This window comes from Leptospiraceae bacterium, assembly GCA_024233835.1.
GTDB lineage: Bacteria > Spirochaetota > Leptospiria > Leptospirales > Leptospiraceae > JACKPC01.
In genome coordinates, this window is sequence record JACKPC010000008.1 from 51,333 (window position 1) to 71,064 (window position 19,732).

General features: G+C 30.3%; 13 protein-coding genes and 1 CRISPR repeat array (1 of these 14 running past the window's edge). All 13 genes read right to left on the reverse strand.

Going from position 1 to position 19,732, the window contains the following annotated elements:
* A CRISPR array of direct repeats spans positions 1-8,569; the repeat unit is 29 nt; unit sequence TTTCAATTCCAATCTGGTTCTATTATAAG; it begins 3,363 nt to the left of the window's first position.
* Between the two features lie 112 nt (positions 8,570-8,681).
* The gene (cas2, locus tag H7A25_26045; GenBank protein MCP5503388.1) at positions 8,682-8,945 is read right to left on the reverse strand and encodes a CRISPR-associated endonuclease Cas2; all 264 of its coding nucleotides are present in this window, start codon (positions 8,943-8,945) and stop codon (positions 8,682-8,684) included.
* Between the two features lies 1 nt (position 8,946).
* A complete protein-coding gene (gene cas1b, locus H7A25_26050) occupies positions 8,947-9,954 on the reverse strand; it encodes a type I-B CRISPR-associated endonuclease Cas1 (GenBank protein ID MCP5503389.1) in 1,008 nt (335 codons plus the stop codon).
* A gap of 95 nt (positions 9,955-10,049) precedes the next feature.
* On the reverse strand, positions 10,050-10,274 hold the full coding sequence (locus H7A25_26055) for a hypothetical protein (protein ID MCP5503390.1): 225 nt from the start codon (positions 10,272-10,274) through the stop codon (positions 10,050-10,052).
* Positions 10,275-10,360: 86 nt separating this feature from the next.
* Positions 10,361-10,882 (reverse strand): CRISPR-associated protein Cas4, encoded by a 522-nt coding sequence (cas4, locus tag H7A25_26060; GenBank protein MCP5503391.1) that lies wholly within the window; start codon positions 10,880-10,882, stop codon positions 10,361-10,363.
* Between the two features lie 7 nt (positions 10,883-10,889).
* Positions 10,890-11,258, reverse strand: coding sequence for a hypothetical protein (locus H7A25_26065; GenBank protein ID MCP5503392.1), 369 nt, complete (start codon positions 11,256-11,258; stop codon positions 10,890-10,892).
* Between the two features lie 3 nt (positions 11,259-11,261).
* Positions 11,262-12,149: a hypothetical protein gene (locus tag H7A25_26070; GenBank protein MCP5503393.1), complete on the reverse strand. Its 888-nt coding sequence runs from the start codon at positions 12,147-12,149 to the stop codon at positions 11,262-11,264.
* Positions 12,146-12,289: a hypothetical protein gene (locus H7A25_26075; protein ID MCP5503394.1), complete on the reverse strand. Its 144-nt coding sequence runs from the start codon at positions 12,287-12,289 to the stop codon at positions 12,146-12,148. The genes H7A25_26070 and H7A25_26075 overlap by 4 nt, the downstream gene beginning before the upstream one ends.
* A 17-nt stretch (positions 12,290-12,306) precedes the next feature.
* On the reverse strand, positions 12,307-12,702 hold the full coding sequence (locus H7A25_26080; GenBank protein MCP5503395.1) for a hypothetical protein: 396 nt from the start codon (positions 12,700-12,702) through the stop codon (positions 12,307-12,309).
* Positions 12,703-12,704: 2 nt separating this feature from the next.
* Positions 12,705-13,172 (reverse strand): DUF5063 domain-containing protein, encoded by a 468-nt coding sequence (locus tag H7A25_26085; protein MCP5503396.1) that lies wholly within the window; start codon positions 13,170-13,172, stop codon positions 12,705-12,707.
* Between the two features lie 9 nt (positions 13,173-13,181).
* On the reverse strand, positions 13,182-15,908 hold the full coding sequence (cas3, locus tag H7A25_26090; protein ID MCP5503397.1) for a CRISPR-associated helicase Cas3': 2,727 nt from the start codon (positions 15,906-15,908) through the stop codon (positions 13,182-13,184).
* Position 15,909: 1 nt separating this feature from the next.
* Positions 15,910-16,677, reverse strand: a complete 768-nt coding sequence (gene cas5 / locus H7A25_26095; GenBank protein ID MCP5503398.1) for a CRISPR-associated protein Cas5 — start codon at positions 16,675-16,677, stop codon at positions 15,910-15,912.
* Between the two features lie 19 nt (positions 16,678-16,696).
* The gene (locus H7A25_26100) at positions 16,697-17,689 is read right to left on the reverse strand and encodes a type I CRISPR-associated protein Cas7 (protein ID MCP5503399.1); all 993 of its coding nucleotides are present in this window, start codon (positions 17,687-17,689) and stop codon (positions 16,697-16,699) included.
* Positions 17,679-19,694 carry a hypothetical protein gene (locus H7A25_26105; protein ID MCP5503400.1) on the reverse strand — a complete coding sequence of 672 codons (2,016 nt, stop codon included), beginning with the start codon at positions 19,692-19,694 and terminating at the stop codon, positions 17,679-17,681. The genes H7A25_26100 and H7A25_26105 overlap by 11 nt, the downstream gene beginning before the upstream one ends.
* Positions 19,695-19,732 lie beyond the last annotated feature (38 nt).

Below are 19,732 nucleotides of genomic sequence, written 5' to 3' on the forward strand. Positions count from 1 at the left end.
TGACAAAAATATAGTTATGTGTTTAGTTTCAATTCCAATCTGGTTCTATTATAAGCAGAGCATACCGTCGGCTAAGAAACTTTCTCCTGTTGTTTCAATTCCAATCTGGTTCTATTATAAGTTATTCCGTCGAACACAGTCTTATTTGCCTCTACAGCGTTTCAATTCCAATCTGGTTCTATTATAAGTATAAATCTGCCTATCTATCAATACAATATCTTCAAAGTTTCAATTCCAATCTGGTTCTATTATAAGTGTTCTCTTTAAATGTATGTAAGATTTCCCCTTCGTGTTTCAATTCCAATCTGGTTCTATTATAAGATGTAGATAGTACACTGTCTTACAGCATATCCTGCCGTTTCAATTCCAATCTGGTTCTATTATAAGAAGTATACTATACCTTAGGAGGAGAAAGGATATTTGGGTTTCAATTCCAATCTGGTTCTATTATAAGTCTGATATAACCAAGTTTATAAACAAAATTCAGAAAGAGTTTCAATTCCAATCTGGTTCTATTATAAGTATTTTCTTGAAAGCATTTTCATAATCAAGTATTTCTGTTTCAATTCCAATCTGGTTCTATTATAAGTGGCCGCACCAACTCCATACTCAGAAACAAGATCGTAGTTTCAATTCCAATCTGGTTCTATTATAAGAGACGCTATTATATTAGATTGTGTTAATAATTACACAGTTTCAATTCCAATCTGGTTCTATTATAAGTAAGCAATATTCGAATCGTCAAAAGTAAGTGTTACAGTTTCAATTCCAATCTGGTTCTATTATAAGCCTGTTAAAAATCAATTTTCTTTAAAATACGAATATTGTTTCAATTCCAATCTGGTTCTATTATAAGCTACTGAATAACTCCTCAGTAAAAGAGCCGATATTTAGTTTCAATTCCAATCTGGTTCTATTATAAGGATGAAAAGAAAGCCCCTTTAGAAGTTATACAAAAAGTTTCAATTCCAATCTGGTTCTATTATAAGGCACGTAACTATTATCAAATGCTATGTCAAGGGTATGTTTCAATTCCAATCTGGTTCTATTATAAGATCAATATCCTCCGGAACTTTCTTTCAACTATCGAAGTTTCAATTCCAATCTGGTTCTATTATAAGATTCTCGCTTGTTCATATCTCTTATATGCCCGCAGTGGTTTCAATTCCAATCTGGTTCTATTATAAGAATTCTATTTAAGCACAATCGAGGATTTTCATCATGTGTTTCAATTCCAATCTGGTTCTATTATAAGACGGGTCTATTGCTGATTCGAGTAAAGACGCTGTTAAGTTTCAATTCCAATCTGGTTCTATTATAAGGATATTTGGTGGATATATAACAAACCCTTCTGTCAAGTTTCAATTCCAATCTGGTTCTATTATAAGTAGTAAGGCAATCTAAGAAATACATAACATATCAACCGTTTCAATTCCAATCTGGTTCTATTATAAGATATATATAGTAATGCTTCTTAAACCGAATACCCTTAGTTTCAATTCCAATCTGGTTCTATTATAAGTCGCTTTGACTTGCAAGAAATGAAGCAAGCTTACCAGTTTCAATTCCAATCTGGTTCTATTATAAGGTAGTTACTGAAGAACTGCTATTGACCTGGGTAGAATGTTTCAATTCCAATCTGGTTCTATTATAAGCTTATTGTAGACCCTGATTTTACAATGCTCGATATTGTTTCAATTCCAATCTGGTTCTATTATAAGCAGGAAATCCCGAATGGTTATTAATAACAGCATCAAGTTTCAATTCCAATCTGGTTCTATTATAAGTAAATATTTATTGACAAAAATATAGTTATGTGTTTAGTTTCAATTCCAATCTGGTTCTATTATAAGCTCTCAGATTTCTCAGGAACGTGGTGTAGATGAGAAGTTTCAATTCCAATCTGGTTCTATTATAAGGCTGTAAAATAAAATTGTTTATTATAGATTACATGCGTTTCAATTCCAATCTGGTTCTATTATAAGAAGATAATGATTCACAAAATTCTTCATAAGCTTGCTGTTTCAATTCCAATCTGGTTCTATTATAAGGTATCAATATAGCAAGAGAATCTTTGAAACTTGTGAAGTTTCAATTCCAATCTGGTTCTATTATAAGAAGACTTTATCGATGAACTCGAAAGGAACATTCCTGGTTTCAATTCCAATCTGGTTCTATTATAAGAGAATATAATGAAAGCATTATATTCAATTTATCACAGTTTCAATTCCAATCTGGTTCTATTATAAGCCGTAAGAACTGGCGTAGTAATAGACTCAGTATTCCACGTTTCAATTCCAATCTGGTTCTATTATAAGGTAAGCATATCTTTTAAAGGAGTTACTAAAACCGTAGTTTCAATTCCAATCTGGTTCTATTATAAGGCAAATTTGGCGGCCACATTGTCGACTTATTTAAAGGTTTCAATTCCAATCTGGTTCTATTATAAGCGCTTTCAAGAAAATAGGAGGAACTTTCAATTACGCGTTTCAATTCCAATCTGGTTCTATTATAAGCAACACAAATTTGTCGGGTTATTTACCTCTTGCAGGGTTTCAATTCCAATCTGGTTCTATTATAAGAATCGGTTTCCCCTATATTATTTTGCAATCTTGTAAGTTTCAATTCCAATCTGGTTCTATTATAAGGCGGCAGACAAGACTGTTGACATCAACACTGGAGAGTTTCAATTCCAATCTGGTTCTATTATAAGTTTTTTTAATATTGCTAATATTTCTTTAGATTGTGCTGTTTCAATTCCAATCTGGTTCTATTATAAGAGAATAGCTTATCTATAACTACATCGCTTCTCTGTTTAGTTTCAATTCCAATCTGGTTCTATTATAAGATTTGACAAATGCGAATTTTGAATTTGCAAATCTTAAGTTTCAATTCCAATCTGGTTCTATTATAAGGTAGTAAACGCAAAAATCCCATTTTTCTTCAAGCAGGTTTCAATTCCAATCTGGTTCTATTATAAGAGAAAAAAAATTAATTTTATTTTGTCCGGAAAAATAGCGTTTCAATTCCAATCTGGTTCTATTATAAGTAAAAAGAATTCAGGCAGAATTCTTGATGGAAGAGAAGTTTCAATTCCAATCTGGTTCTATTATAAGTCTTTGTACATAGTAAACTGCCTTGAATTAACCGTTGTTTCAATTCCAATCTGGTTCTATTATAAGTTCAGGGTCTCGCCGGCCCTGCAAATCAATTCTACAGTTTCAATTCCAATCTGGTTCTATTATAAGTTGTGTTTTAACTCGGTTTCCTCGGTTGTATTTTCAGTTTCAATTCCAATCTGGTTCTATTATAAGTATAAATAACTTACCATGTTTTTCCGCTTTGTATTTTGTTTCAATTCCAATCTGGTTCTATTATAAGACAGAATGCAAAAAAATGTCGTAAAGTGTTTATAACGTTTCAATTCCAATCTGGTTCTATTATAAGTTCAAAAAAAACACAGAGCAGATTTTGCTATATGGATGTTTCAATTCCAATCTGGTTCTATTATAAGAAGACTTTATATTGAAGCCATCCATACAACGTTTGCAGTTTCAATTCCAATCTGGTTCTATTATAAGCATGTTGCTACTCCTGTTCAAGCTTCCTGTAAGAAACCATTTCAATTCCAATCTGGTTCTATTATAAGACCGTCTGTCAAATATGAGTTTGTCCCTGCAATAACATTTCAATTCCAATCTGGTTCTATTATAAGCTTTGAAAAGCTCTTCATCATTAACCTGTAAAAACGAATTTCAATTCCAATCTGGTTCTATTATAAGTCACAGCAACTCCAGTCAGGATGAAAGGGGATTTATATTTCAATTCCAATCTGGTTCTATTATAAGACACTACAGCAATCACATTTTCCCCGGCAATCGTAGAATTTCAATTCCAATCTGGTTCTATTATAAGCACAATTAAAACGAGAAGGGCTTATAAACCCTTCAAATTTCAATTCCAATCTGGTTCTATTATAAGCATAAGAGAAAGAAACGCTTGATAAAGAGCTTTCTGATTTCAATTCCAATCTGGTTCTATTATAAGCTTGTGGCCATAATCCAACCGTCAAGGAGTTAAAGACATTTCAATTCCAATCTGGTTCTATTATAAGAAACTTGAAACAGATTATTTGAAAGTTAATTATTACAATTTCAATTCCAATCTGGTTCTATTATAAGTAAAAAAAATTTACACAAATATATTTTTATCGAAATATTTCAATTCCAATCTGGTTCTATTATAAGTCAGGATATTTGTAAGAAATCCCGGTGAAATCACAATATTTCAATTCCAATCTGGTTCTATTATAAGAGACCCGGAAAGCAATATTAAGGTTTTAGAATCTTCATTTCAATTCCAATCTGGTTCTATTATAAGTTTCGAAATCTCAGGAATTACGGTCTTTTCAGTCTCATTTCAATTCCAATCTGGTTCTATTATAAGTAAAGGTCGCTCAAAGAGATTACAGCATGAACCGGAATTTCAATTCCAATCTGGTTCTATTATAAGACAATAGATCAAGAAATAGTCAAGATATTTTAAACGATTTCAATTCCAATCTGGTTCTATTATAAGCCGAAGCCGGCCCCGGAACCGAAAACAACCGAGGAAATTTCAATTCCAATCTGGTTCTATTATAAGAAAAGTTTTGAGAACTTTATAAACCCTGATATATTAATTTCAATTCCAATCTGGTTCTATTATAAGCTTCAACCGATTCTGAATATTCACCTTACCTTACATTGATTTCAATTCCAATCTGGTTCTATTATAAGAATTAAAAATGAACGAAAGATTAGATAATGAAGTTAATTTCAATTCCAATCTGGTTCTATTATAAGATATAATCTCCAACAGATAACTCTGTTGTAAAATCAGATTTCAATTCCAATCTGGTTCTATTATAAGCTTCAACCGATTCTGAATATTCACCTTACCTTACATTGATTTCAATTCCAATCTGGTTCTATTATAAGCAAGATTTGTCTAATGAGCTTACAGTCGCTCAAAAAATTTCAATTCCAATCTGGTTCTATTATAAGAGATTCTTACAGGAAGTCCGTTAAACATTGAAACCAATTTCAATTCCAATCTGGTTCTATTATAAGTCCATAAAGGCTGAATTATCCTCGGTCTGCTTTTTCAATTTCAATTCCAATCTGGTTCTATTATAAGTGTTTGCTGTGTTTTCCGATATTCAAGAAATTTCTCAATTTCAATTCCAATCTGGTTCTATTATAAGTCTTAAGCATTTCCTTAAATATCGGTTCTTTTACTGATTTCAATTCCAATCTGGTTCTATTATAAGTAAGAAAGCTGGAGATAAAATAAGCCTATCATTCAAATTTCAATTCCAATCTGGTTCTATTATAAGCGAGGAAATCACCACGGGCTATTTGTCGAACTAAAGAATTTCAATTCCAATCTGGTTCTATTATAAGTAGTGTTTTTGCATCGATGTTCATCCTTGCGGAAATATTTCAATTCCAATCTGGTTCTATTATAAGACAAAAGAGGAGTATTTAGCTATTTATACCGATGAAGATTTCAATTCCAATCTGGTTCTATTATAAGAGTCAAAAGGTTATCGAACCAAACAGAGACTGTATTATTTCAATTCCAATCTGGTTCTATTATAAGCTGCAAGGCCTCCGACTCCATTATCCTGTATTTCGGTATTTCAATTCCAATCTGGTTCTATTATAAGGCTTTTGATGATGATAAAAAGCTAAAATCACTAAACCTATTTCAATTCCAATCTGGTTCTATTATAAGTACTGACGAAGCGGTAAAAGACGCTTTATTAGGATTATTTCAATTCCAATCTGGTTCTATTATAAGAAAAACGATATTCCGAGATAAGACGCAAAAGTCGGTATTTCAATTCCAATCTGGTTCTATTATAAGATCATCCCATCAATTTTTCCTGTTGTTGCGTTAATGATTTCAATTCCAATCTGGTTCTATTATAAGCTGGCTCTAATAAATGGACTGTAGCGAGTTCAATATATTTCAATTCCAATCTGGTTCTATTATAAGTGCTTATGCGAGAAATTAATTCGCTTCAAGGAATCAGTTTCAATTCCAATCTGGTTCTATTATAAGTATCGAAAACACTAACCGAAGTCCATTGTTAAGACTCGTTTCAATTCCAATCTGGTTCTATTATAAGTTTTTAATTAACTGTCTCATACACGATGTTCTGGATAGTTTCAATTCCAATCTGGTTCTATTATAAGAAAACAAACCCATGCCTCGGAATCGGACTGTATTCTCGTTTCAATTCCAATCTGGTTCTATTATAAGCCAATAAAATAGGAGATAAAGCTACTTTAAATTTTGGTTTCAATTCCAATCTGGTTCTATTATAAGCCCGGCTCATAATACAAGTAAAACCTGTTCAAATTGGTTTCAATTCCAATCTGGTTCTATTATAAGCTGCTCGTCTGTATCTTTATATCTTTTTGTCGAATAGTTTCAATTCCAATCTGGTTCTATTATAAGTTCTTTAATAGAAATTATTTGGCCTTTACGGCCTTGGTTTCAATTCCAATCTGGTTCTATTATAAGTTGGTTGTTTTGTGGCTACAATCAACAGGGATTTGGGTTTCAATTCCAATCTGGTTCTATTATAAGTCTTATTCAGAAACTTGATTTCATTGGTAATTCTAAAGTTTCAATTCCAATCTGGTTCTATTATAAGTAAGAAAATAATGATAGTCTTTGATACGGTTTATGAGTTTCAATTCCAATCTGGTTCTATTATAAGCAATACAAAAAGAAAAACGAGAAATTAGAATATTAAAGTTTCAATTCCAATCTGGTTCTATTATAAGATCAAGGAGGATATGAAACACGGGGATTTTACAAACGTTTCAATTCCAATCTGGTTCTATTATAAGTATTATAACATAGAGAGATCAAAGAAAATGGCAAATAGTTTCAATTCCAATCTGGTTCTATTATAAGCCTTTACAGGGGAATAGGAAAGAAAATCAAATTCTCGTTTCAATTCCAATCTGGTTCTATTATAAGAAATCAGAAACACGAAGGGCGGTTCTATACATCGTCGTTTCAATTCCAATCTGGTTCTATTATAAGTCGGCAAAATAAGCTCTTTCCGATTGTCCTCAAATGGTTTCAATTCCAATCTGGTTCTATTATAAGTTTTTTTTATAACAATTTAGAGAGAAAGTTCTCACACGTTTCAATTCCAATCTGGTTCTATTATAAGAAGAACGATACGCAAAGTAACCAGGGAGCCTAAGCCGTTTCAATTCCAATCTGGTTCTATTATAAGGATATGGAAAAGCATGATTTACAACCATACTCTTTCGTTTCAATTCCAATCTGGTTCTATTATAAGAAAAAATCAGGTTCTTAAATTCCTTTTCGGTAAGTAGTTTCAATTCCAATCTGGTTCTATTATAAGTCGATTAGCATAACCACAATCAAGAATATCTTTTCGTTTCAATTCCAATCTGGTTCTATTATAAGGTATAAAAAAGGCGATCAAATTCTAATTATAGAAAAGTTTCAATTCCAATCTGGTTCTATTATAAGTTATCCTGATATGTATTTACTAACCTATTCACGTCTTGTTTCAATTCCAATCTGGTTCTATTATAAGATATAAAAAGCACTGATATTGTAGTATTCCATGAATGTTTCAATTCCAATCTGGTTCTATTATAAGGGGGGACTTCCCCCGGAACCCTTCCACTTTACAATAGTTTCAATTCCAATCTGGTTCTATTATAAGAAGTTTATCGGCTATAGGTTTCTTGTCTTTTATGGTGTTTCAATTCCAATCTGGTTCTATTATAAGCTTATCTTATCCCCTAAGCTTTCAGTGTTACCAGTTGTTTCAATTCCAATCTGGTTCTATTATAAGCTCAAAGATAAGGAGCTTCCTGAGATAAAAGGTTCAGTTTCAATTCCAATCTGGTTCTATTATAAGTTGTAAATTCTATTGTATTGTAGTTCTATCCCTTCGTTTCAATTCCAATCTGGTTCTATTATAAGTTCCTGAAACTGGCTGGGTTAGTGTTTACATTTCCGAGTTTCAATTCCAATCTGGTTCTATTATAAGAACCAGATACCATATAAAATTCTTCGTTTAATTTGAGTTTCAATTCCAATCTGGTTCTATTATAAGACATACCTTCTGCCCTCGACAAGTCCCTGTAAAAGAGTTTCAATTCCAATCTGGTTCTATTATAAGGATAATAAGAATCGTGAAACCTGTAAGGTATAAAAAGTTTCAATTCCAATCTGGTTCTATTATAAGGTCCCCCTATAATTTTTATTCAAACGTCCACAAAACGTTTCAATTCCAATCTGGTTCTATTATAAGGTAATTTCTTGTCTTTTCTTGTAAAATTACCAGCCCGTTTCAATTCCAATCTGGTTCTATTATAAGTATTTTTCTGGAGATCAGACAGAAGTAAATTATGGAGTTTCAATTCCAATCTGGTTCTATTATAAGCGTAAAAAATGAGTAAGCTTGCTAAGACGGAAAGAAAATCAAATTCTCGTTTCAATTCCAATCTGGTTCTATTATAAGGCCGTGCTATGGAGCATTCTACGGTCGGTTTGGTGTGATTGCAAGCGTTTTTTGTGTCGTCGATCGGTGATAGGGGTAAAAATGCCGGGGATCGACGACTTTTTGGGAGTTTTCAGAAGAAATTATCAGTAGAATTCTTTTCGAGTCCTATGATTTCCTTTTCCAGCCAGCGTTGTTCGCGACTTTTAAAGATTATGAGACTATCCGTATTACTGTCCATGATTTTTTTCGCTTTCAGGCTGAGTTCTTTTAATTTTACTTCTGTAATTTCTCCTTCGAATACCGAATTTTGAATCCAGGTCAAGTATTTCCTGCAAAGCTTTAGCATTTTACCAACTCGCTTTGCATCCACATCATAAACGAGAATTACATACATCTTACCACCTCATCTTAAATCCCTTATATTCTTTTAAACCCATGAGGTCTTTGATTAGTTTATAACATTCTAATTGTATAAGTTGTTTATAACTTACTTTTTTCTTTAATTCTCTATGTTCTATAGTTTCCTTTAATCGGTTATCATAAGCCCTGGCAAATGTATTTCTCCCATTCTCATTCAAGAAACAACCATTGGTTCCTTTAATAAAATCTTTTTTCTGTATTTCTCTTTTATTCAATAGTTTAAAGATAAGTCTATCAGTTATCACAGGTTTAAATATTTCTGCTATATCTAAAGAAAGAGAAAACCTTCTTTCTCCCGGAACATGCAAGTATGAAATCGAAGGATTTAGTTGTGTATGATAAATCGCCCGCACACAGGCAGCATAGCAAAGTCCATTTCCAAAAGAAATCATAGCATTTAATTCATTCTCCGGAGGTTGCTTACTTCTTCCATTCATAGTGTATCCATCTACGATTTTATCAAATCCAGTATAATAGGTTTCTCGAATATTCCCTTCGATTCCCATTAATTCTGAAATGTCTTTCGCTTCAGAAAGCTTGATTCTTAATGTCTCTATGGTTTCAATTTCTTTTAGCAGGTCTTTGTCTCGATTCTGGTAATACTGTAGATTCTTATTCATATTATAAGCCGCTGCTTTGAGTATAGCTTTGGCCAGGGATAATCGTTTTTCAAAGTTTATATTGGCTTCTACCTGCTTGACTAAAAGTCTTCCTGAAAGTAAGTATTCTTTTGGATAAAAAGACCCGGTATAGTTTTCATAGTAATCAAAGAAATGCACCATAATCCCATGTTTCCCGACGAAGTTAAAGAACGCTGAATTTGCATCCATACTTCCCAATAAATAGAGTTCGTCCACATGTTCAACGGGTATATGTCTCGGCCTTTGTGGTTCTTCTCCTTCCTTAGGGTAGAAGTTAATTTGGATAGTGTTATCGTGTCTGGCTATTCTTCCGGGATTAAAAAAATAATATGAACCTTTCATGGTATTTACTTAAATGGGTTTATAACCTTCAATGTTTTTCTTTGCTTTGTGTTTCGATATAAGAATAAAGCCAGATATTCGTATCAATAAAGATCTTATCCATATATTTCATCCCTACTTAAAGGTACAAAATCGGGAATTTGTAAAGGGTTTTTGAATAAAAAATCCAAATGTGAATCTAAAATTTTATATGATAATTTCTTATTTTTCTTTGGAATAATCAGAATTTCTATCTCAGAATCTATGTATTCTTTGGGAATTTGAATAGTTATTGTTTCTTCTTTAGCGATTAATCTTTCTATAATTACATTTTGTATCATCACTTTTTCTCCTTTAATCTCAGTGTAGCTAACAAAGATATTTAGTAAAGTGAAATTCTTTTATGCCTGATGAAATTTGAAGCTCTTCATTCTTCTTCCTCTGTTTCTCCTATATAGCAAAAGTCGTAATACGAGCATTTTTTACATATCTTCGAATGAATCAGGGCAGGGCAGGGGCTATTGGCTTCTACAATCTGAGCGATTTCTTGTTTCGTATTTTGGAGAATAAGTCTATCTTTATCTTCCAGAAGAATTTCTTTGTTCTTCTTTTGTTCCGGGTATTCTAAGATTCCGGTAACTCCTATTATCCCTGCTAATTCTAATATATAAATATAAAATTTTAACTGCCATTCATGGGCCTTTTCCATCTTCTTGGATTTCTTTATCTCGTGTATGACTTTATTATGAGGGTCATAGAAGTCGATTTTAATTCCCTCGATTTCTATTTCCTTATATTTCTCATTGCGTTTTTCATAGCTATTCTCATGTATAAGTTTTCCTTCATAGACGATATCGGAATTGGTTTCCATAGTGATTTCATTTACATAGAGCCAGAGTTTTCTCTTGCAGATGAAGTAATAGTGTATCTGGGTTCCGCTGATTTTCATGTTTTTATTATATAATGATTAGATAACATACTGCAAGAAAAATTAAACTTCCGAATGCAGCAATGGCTGCTGTTATATATTTAGGACCCTTTTTATTTCTTTTACTGATACTATTATAAATGTTGCCTGAAGTTCCACCTTCTGATTGTGCACCACCATGATAATCAATTAGCATCTGCTCTCTTCCACGGATAGCATTTTTATCATAAGATATTCTGTCAATTTCTGCTTTTCCAAAACCTTCTTTATTTTTGTGATGAGAACTCTCTCTTCTCTTTAGAATGTTATTTGCATCAGAGAATCCACTTGCCATTCCACTATACGTCTTTCCATCACCACGATTTTTTATGTAAGTGATATATAATCTTTTTATCATATTCTATTGTTTTTTAAATACTTTTCTATAACGTGTTTCCAGCATATATTCCCATGCTTTCAAGTCTTTAACAATCTCTTTCAAAGATATATCTTTTGGTTTTGCATTCTCTATTTTACATTTCTTTTGATTTACAATTACTTCGGATACTTCCTGCCAATAATCGTAATTAAATGATTTTCCCTGTGTTTTTTCTGGTGAGCGAAGAAAAGATATTATATTCTTTACAATAGGTATATTCCCAATAGTCGAAATATTATTTTTCTTTTTCATGTCTTTCGCAGAATACCAGTATACAGCATAACCGGCATTCCATTCTCTATAGGAAATATAGAGGACTTTCGATTTTTCTACATCTTTTATGTTTGGCGGTTCTTTAGAATAAAAATCTAATAGAGCAATTATATTTCCACCGTTTTTATCCAGACTTATTTCCGGGATATCATCTCTTGTTACAGCTATTGCAGCAGAGTAGTATCCATTTTCTAACTTTATAGAAATACAATCTCCGGAGTATAGTAAAGGAGGATATGGTTTTACTTTTTTTCTCTTTACTGGTTTTTCACAGCGGATCTGAAATTTATCAACCAATACATCCAATTCTTTTATTTTTTTTTGGAATAATCTATCGTTTTCTTTATAGATTCCGAGACCTATTAGTTCTTCCCGTATTTGTTTGATTTTAGAAAAAACAAGGTCTTCCAGTGAATCGGTTTGCCATTGCCAGAAAGCTATACTAAACCAGTAATCTGCTCCTTCATCTTCAAAATCAGGTTTGCGGTTTTTTTCTAAAAACTTACGGATGTCTGCTACTTCCCAACCATCGTTATACAGGGACTGGAATGTGTAGGCAATTTCGTGATATATATCGGTTTGTTTTAGTATTTTCATGGCTTCTTATTACTTGAAAAAATCGTTCGATTATCCATCTTTAATTCCTGAGGAGAATCGTAAACTGATTCACAATTTCCTGTATAATATTTACTACTCTTAAAATTATAGGGTTTTATAAGAATCTCAAGTTCAAACATATCATCCGGTAACGCTCCTAAGTCCTGTTTTTATTATCCATATTCTGAATTATATTTTTTAAAACAAGCGGTAAGGGTTCGTTTATATATTCAGAAATATCTACCCCGTATAAATTTTTACATCGACGAATTAACCATTTTCTTCGATGGATTGCTTTTCTTGAGACAATCACTTCCTTTTTGTTTTCATCATCAAAGCCCTTACAATAATATAACTTAAAGAAATAATGCCCCGGTTTCTCTGTATCCTTACCAATTGAATATTCAATTCCCCAGGAAATGAAGTCTTCTAGTTTAGTCATATCCGAAATAAAAGCATTTTTAATACCGAATACTTCTTCCAAGAACTTTACAGCAAATTCTTCAACAAAACGAATTTGTTCCTGTTTGCAAAACTCTATTTCTATATCCATGATTATTGTTTTGTATATAACTGGTAGTATAAAGCACGAACTGCACCTGTTGCATGTTCTCCCCAATGAATTTTAAACGTAAATTTCCATGTTGATAATATTTTCCTTTTCTTCTTTTTATTCACTTTTTTCCACTTAATTAATCCAGGCTTTAATTCTTTATAAATATCTGTAAGGTCATCTGCAAGACTTCCTATTACAGGCTCGATATCATTAAAATCATAGGGATTATATATTTCTTTGTAGAAATTTTTTGTTGAAAATATTTCCTTGAGTTCACTAAAGATTGTACTGGCATCGAGATCATACTTGCTAACAGAATATATATCTTCATCAGACAGCTTAGCTACATGGTATAATAGCTGTAGAATAGATTTATAAAGAATCATCTTAAAAGCTCTTGGTTTGTAATCTTGATTCTTTTCTATAATCTTACAAAATGATTTGGCTGTTTTTACAAATGGATGCATGGGTTATATTTAGAAGAAGTTGTCCAATAGTCCGTCTTTGATTCCTGAAGTATAATCATAAACTGGCTCATAATTCCATAAATATAAGAAGCCATATTTATATTCTCCGTATACTTCCAAATTCTTAATTTCATTAGATTTAGCAAATATTGAAATTATAAATTTTGACATTATTCCTTGTAAAGTTTTCAATGATATCCTTTTGTTTATAAAATCTAACTTCTTATTATGTATTATACTTTCATATATTTTCCAGACTTCTCCACCATCAACAACAACTTTAGTATTTACTCCAAGTTGATTTAAAAAGTTTAGCTCTTTTTCAGTAAAGTTTTTATCTATAGAGCCTTGAATTTCAATTTTTATTTCCAAAGGAATATAAATTGAAATATTATCATTATCTATTAGTTGAAATTCATTATTGACTTTCTCGAAATTTAGGTCGCAGATATAGTTTTTATAGTTAGTGAAATTATCTTTATATTTACTACTGTTCCAATTAATGATTTTATTCATAACTTCGTTATAAAGCTTTGAGAATTGTTTAGTTTCAAGAATGTTTTTATAGTCACTTATACTTAATTTTTCTCTTGTTACTCTATATCGCTCATCATTTTTATAGATCACTGAAGGATCATCATACTTAAAAAGATATAAAATACAATTATCCTTTTTTACATTTCTATTTATTCTTCCGGCTAATTGTTCGTCACTATCGATTAAAGAAGTGTCCTTAAAGCCTATGTCCATATCAATATCTACACCTGCTTCTACCACCTGCGTAGTAATTAGCAATATTTTCTTTTTTCGATTATCTTTGTTCTTTAAAAAGTTAATAATTTCTTTTCTTCTAGGTTCCAAAATAGTTCCAGAAAGAACAAATATCTCTTCAAAAAAATCACTAATTTCATTATTATTTTTTATAATCGAGTAGAATTCTGAAGCTGTTTTTTTGAATATAAATTCTATAATTACATACACGCTATCCGGATTTGTTTTATTCGTCTTTGAGTAACTTGTAGCTTGCTTTAAAACTTCTTCTGATAGGTTTTTTAATGTTATTTTCTCTTTCTTCTCTCTCAATGTAAAATCAAATATTGTTCGATCTTTAAAGTTTGGATTTGTAAAGTATTTTATAGAATCCGGAATTAGTTCGGTAAATAATGATTCAGTATTATTTAAAAGCTTATCTATTCTTGGTAGGGTTGCTGACATCAATATAAATTTAATGTTAAAATACTTTGAGTAATTAGAAATAAAATAAATAATCTTATCCCAATGTAAAGGATTGTAGGATTGGAGTTCATCTATGATAACAATGGAGTTAGCTAATCGATGTAATAGGTAATTGTTTTCTTTTTTATTTCCTTTCAGAATATCAAAAAATCGAATATGTGATAATAGGCAGAATGGATAATTTACAAAAAGATTATCTATATAATTTAATTTCTCACTACCGTATACACCATCTTTTTCTTCTTCATTTTTATCTTTGAATCCTGCTTTGGAATGCAGTTCTATTATTTCAGAATCTTCTAAACCTAAAGTTTCTTTTATTACTGTATAAGTTTGAGTAATAAGTGTTGTAAATGGAAATACATAAAATACTTTAGAAATAGAATTTGCCTTCATCTCTATATCGATTTTTAATAACTCAACTAAAGCTATCATTGAAAGATTTGTTTTTCCAGAACCTGTGGGGGCCTCTAAATAAAACAGATTACTTTCCGAATGGTTTCTAATGGATTCAATAACTTCTACTGCTAACTTTTGCCTGATTATATTTAGATTATCATTCTTTCTCTCTTGTAAATTATCTAAGGAATAGTTTTTAAAGTAATCATGCTGTTGATTTAAGTTTTTATTATATTCTTTAGCTTTATTATCATGATAAAAATATTTGATAATATTTCTTTTTTTTCCTTCATCTAAAAGTCCTAAATCATTATAAATCTGATTCCAACCTAACATATAATGAGAAGTTGCCAGATAGTCAGAAGAAGTAAGTAAAGAGTAGTTTAGTTTTAATAAAGAAAATAAGGAAAATTCATAATCTGTATATAAACTTTTAAAATTATCAAACAAAGTATTCATATCTTCATTAATGAGATTATTAACCAAATCGTCATCTACTACTATATTATATTGTAGTAGGTAATGCTTTAACTTCAAAATGTGTTTGTGAATTTGTAAAGATAAAATGTTTTTCTTAGTGTTACCCAGAAAGGAACTATGATGCTTCAGTATTGGATAAGAAAGAAATAAACATATAACCAAAAGGCCTACAGCATCTTCATCTGAAAGTTTTGAATCTGATAGCTTGTCATCGATTATTTTAAGCCAATACATAATAAAAATATATAAACCTAAAAAAGAGTGTCCGGTATCTAATCCATTATTAGATTTATTAAACCGTGTATTATTTAATCTTTCAATTTGAAAGTTTTCATTAATTTTTCCAAGATCATGAAAAATTATAGAAGATAAAAACAATTCCTTTATACTGTTTTTAAAGTAATTGTTTTCATTGATAAAGCATTCGAGTAAAGAACTAATAACTGTATCATAACTATTTTTAGAAATAATATTCTCTAAGTACTTTTTTACAAGTTCACAGTGATCTTCCAAACTTTCGGGGGAGTTAGAGTTAGATGTATGGGCGTAGTAATCTTTATAATTGTTCAAGAGCCCTGGAATAGTTGGTATATTAGCCAATACTTTTTTTATACCGTTCATATTAAAATAGTTGTATTATTTTTTCATTATTTAAGCTATATAAGCTTGGAATAGAAGATTCTTTTGAAAGTGTCCAATTGGTAAAAACAAAATCTGCTAAAATATACTGAAATAAACCTTCATGAAAACCTATTGGTAAACTTTCGAAATAGCTAAATCCTTTAAAAACAACTCTATTTTTAAAGGATATTATAGGTTTTACTTTTTCAGATTTTAAAGGATTCTGTTTATAATAGATAGAAGAGATACTAAAATCATTAGAACACTCAAATATTTTGTAATCATATTGCATTACGTTATTTTTACTCCACCAGGTGGAATAATCATTCTTACCGAGGTAAGGTAAAAACTCAGCATTACCTTCCCTAATGTAAGTAAAAATTTTACTATGATATTCATATTCCGGATTCAATAAAAGATATACTCGATAGGATGGCTTAATTAACGTTTGCTCATTAATGATAAGATTACCACCATCTTCTCCACTAGCGTATCCGACTCCATTATTATACTTAATTGTAGTCTTTTGGAAGTTTCCATTTTCATGATTCAAAGGTTCAATTCCAACAGGCAATTCTTTCAAGATGTTGTAATATTCAGGAAAGATGTCTTTCTCTTTATATCCCGATAGACCTATAATAGCTCCCAAAATTCCTAAAAGTGCGGGTTTGTGAAGCATATTATAAGTAAGAAAAATTTTATCATTGATATCGGGCTTTTTAAAAAAGCCCATATCTGCATGTAAGTCAAAAGAAATTAATTTATTCATTATTTGATACCTAAGAGAATTATAATTCACTTATAACTGAGTTATCAGGTAGTCCGATTAACTCTGTGATAGAGCTGTTATAACTAACTTCAATTTTTTCTATCTCATCTTTACGACTTTCTAAAACCTCTTTGATTTTACTTAAATCAATTTTTACTTGTCCGGATTCTTTCCTTTCCACCTCTACTAACTCAGACAAATTTGGTAAAACAGCTTTTGATTCTTTTTTTAATTGAATCCAGAGTAATAGTTCATTTTCAGTTCCGGCTTTAGAAGCTGAATCATAATAGGTTGCTCCTTTTTTCATACCTTCTTTTAATTTTTCAATATCTAAATTGGAAAGAAATACTGTTTCAGATTCTTTTTTACCTTTGTTTGCTATTTCAGAATGGTCTCTAAGGTTTAGGGGATTAATAGAAAAGTGGTGAACATAATGACCTTCTTTGAGTTTGGACTGAGAACCAAGTGTGGTCATTCCTGGTTCACTACTTTCAGATTCCTCATTATCTTTCCCTTTTTTTTCTTTTGGATTGCTAAAAGGTGACATGATTTGTTCTGAATAAATGCTATTTTCTGGAAATCGATTTACTCCATGATTAATTTGCACTGGTCCATGAATAGAAATATTTTTTCCTTTTTGATCATTACCTTTAGGAGCAAATGTAGCGCCGAAAAGTTTTATGTCGATACAGCTTAATAAATTGATAAGTAGTTTATCTTTAGAGTCACTTTTTATTTCAGAATTAAAAACTCTCTTATACATTCCAACTAAGTCAAGAGGATTCAAATCTTCATTTAACCGCTTAAAGTAAAAAACTTTTTCTTCTGTATATACCCTATCAATATAGTTTCGAATAGTATATTTCAACGCTTTATCAGTAGCGTAAACAGTGCCATCCGGTAATGTTCTGGGCTGGTGGGTGAAATCTGCATTATAATTTGAGTTAATAGATTTTACTATTACACAACCAAATACTCTATTTTCGAAAGATGCTTTTTTATTATCTGTCATGGTTATCTCCTTGTCCTGTTGACTTTTCTTTCTTAAAAACTGATTCTGAAAAATATCCTGCTAAAATAAAAGGTAAAAGTTTTTTTAAATTCTTCTCTTCTAATTCAAACGCCATTACTTCGCTCATGATTCTATCAAACTCATATTTGTTTGGATACAAGGTGAATTCATGTTTATATCTTTCAAAGGTTTTGGCTATTGCCTCCTTATATAATTTTATATCATGCTTTTGTAAGAAGGGTTCTAATAAAGCATGGGTTCTTGTTGCTGATTGACTTTTTGTTAATAAATGAAATATTAACTGTCCGGAAGCAAATGCAAACTCATCATCTGTTTCTAAATGTTTAGAATTTTCACTTGCAATGCTTTTTATTCTATCAAGTTGTTCCTGTAGCCTGCTGGGCATATAGTGTCCTCCAAAGTTTATATTATTTTTATCAAAATGATGGTTTAAACTAAACCAAATATTTAGCTTTTCTTTAATTTTATAACTGTGTTTCCAATCATGATCTTTTTTTATATCATTCATAATACCTGAAATTAAAATATCGTAAAACATATTTCCATTAATAGCTTCCGTTTTAGACTTATAGATATAATCAAAGATAGCTTTTCTATATTTTAAAACAAGCTGATAAATGATAGGGCTTTCTCCACAATCCTTTTTTAACTTTTTAAAAGATTTTGGATCATCCATAGTAAAATAATTAACTCTGATGTTATCATCAAAATAGCGAATTAGTCCTCCATTGAATATTTGGTCTATTACAACCCTTTCAAATAAAAATATATTATCTATTGATATATCAGGAAGAGTCTTATCATTATTTTTTAGCTTAAAAAGATTTTTAATTTCAAAATCAGTTTTATACCTAAAATTAGAAACAAAATCAAAGTCTTTTATTTCTTTTCCCATAGTATAAAGTAAATAATAATTACCTAAGTCTTCTTTTTTATCCTCATATATATTTTTTATAATTTCAGAGTATTTAACTTTTCCATCTCGTTTAATTAAAGTTATAACATCTTTATTTAATTCTCGTTTGTCTATGAATATAGGAAGTGGATTTGGGAGAAGTTTGTCTTTTAAATATTCTTCAAAAGTAAATAAGGATTTAAGGTCCTCAAGAGGAAGTCTGGTATTGAATAAAAATGCAGATGTTTTATGTTTTAAAAAAGGTTTCTTATCATTATCTTGATAATAAAAGGAAGGAAGAAAATATTTCGTATTTTCAATAATTTTAGTATAATGTTGGTTCTTAGTTTTATCATCTTTTAAAGGTAATTTTTGATTGAAATACAAATCAGAAGCTTCTTTTACTAAATCATAATTACTTGAAAAATTAATACGAATTTCAGAATCCAATAAATCAGGACTTAATTCAGATTCTCCTTTTTTATTTTTCTTAAGAATTAAACCTTTTGAAAAGTTTTCATCTTCAAGAAGGATTTTCTTCAATTTATTAAGACAAAAGCTCTCTATGGCATCAAATTTATTAATAATTTCATCATTATAAAGTTCAGTTTTTATCTTTGAATAATATTCTTTAATTCTAATAGTATGATTATCTTTGATTTTTTCTGAAAAAATAGCATCAAAATTATTTTTAACTATTTTTAGATCGAAAAGAGTAATAGAAGTATTTGCTTTATTATTAGAAATGAAATCTTTTAATATCTTTAGTTTTTCTTTTTCATTAGAAAATATTAATTTAAAATACAGTGTATAAATGTTATTTGAAAAGATTTTTTTATCAATAATCCCTTTGTTATTTCCTAATGCTTTTGAAATTTTTTCTATTTTTGCAAGTTCATTTAATTGTTGTAAATATTCGTCATCAATTAATTCTCCTTTTCGGTGAGTATAACTAAAAAAACCATTTCCCTTAATGTTTCCGTATTCATCTAAATCAATTATAGCATGATAGCCAGGATTTAATTGAATATCACTATCATTTAGTTCATTTTCAATATCTTTCGTAAACTCTATAATCTCTTTTATCATTTTTCACTCTCCCGAAACGCTTTTCCAATCTTCAACAC

Coding starts and splice junctions, on each gene's coding strand:
- H7A25_26085 (MCP5503396.1), bottom strand. CDS start 13,172: ATGCATCCATTTGTAAAAACAGCCAAATCATTTTGTAAGATTATAGAA.
- H7A25_26105 (MCP5503400.1), bottom strand. CDS start 19,694: ATGATAAAAGAGATTATAGAGTTTACGAAAGATATTGAAAATGAACTA.
- cas4 (MCP5503391.1), bottom strand. CDS start 10,882: ATGAAAATCAGCGGAACCCAGATACACTATTACTTCATCTGCAAGAGA.
- H7A25_26100 (MCP5503399.1), bottom strand. CDS start 17,689: ATGACAGATAATAAAAAAGCATCTTTCGAAAATAGAGTATTTGGTTGT.
- H7A25_26080 (MCP5503395.1), bottom strand. CDS start 12,702: ATGGATATAGAAATAGAGTTTTGCAAACAGGAACAAATTCGTTTTGTT.
- H7A25_26055 (MCP5503390.1), bottom strand. CDS start 10,274: ATGATACAAAATGTAATTATAGAAAGATTAATCGCTAAAGAAGAAACA.
- cas3 (MCP5503397.1), bottom strand. CDS start 15,908: ATGAACGGTATAAAAAAAGTATTGGCTAATATACCAACTATTCCAGGG.
- cas1b (MCP5503389.1), bottom strand. CDS start 9,954: ATGAAAGGTTCATATTATTTTTTTAATCCCGGAAGAATAGCCAGACAC.
- H7A25_26070 (MCP5503393.1), bottom strand. CDS start 12,149: ATGAAAATACTAAAACAAACCGATATATATCACGAAATTGCCTACACA.
- cas5 (MCP5503398.1), bottom strand. CDS start 16,677: ATGAATAAATTAATTTCTTTTGACTTACATGCAGATATGGGCTTTTTT.
- H7A25_26065 (MCP5503392.1), bottom strand. CDS start 11,258: ATGATAAAAAGATTATATATCACTTACATAAAAAATCGTGGTGATGGA.
- H7A25_26075 (MCP5503394.1), bottom strand. CDS start 12,289: ATGTTTGAACTTGAGATTCTTATAAAACCCTATAATTTTAAGAGTAGT.
- cas2 (MCP5503388.1), bottom strand. CDS start 8,945: ATGTATGTAATTCTCGTTTATGATGTGGATGCAAAGCGAGTTGGTAAA.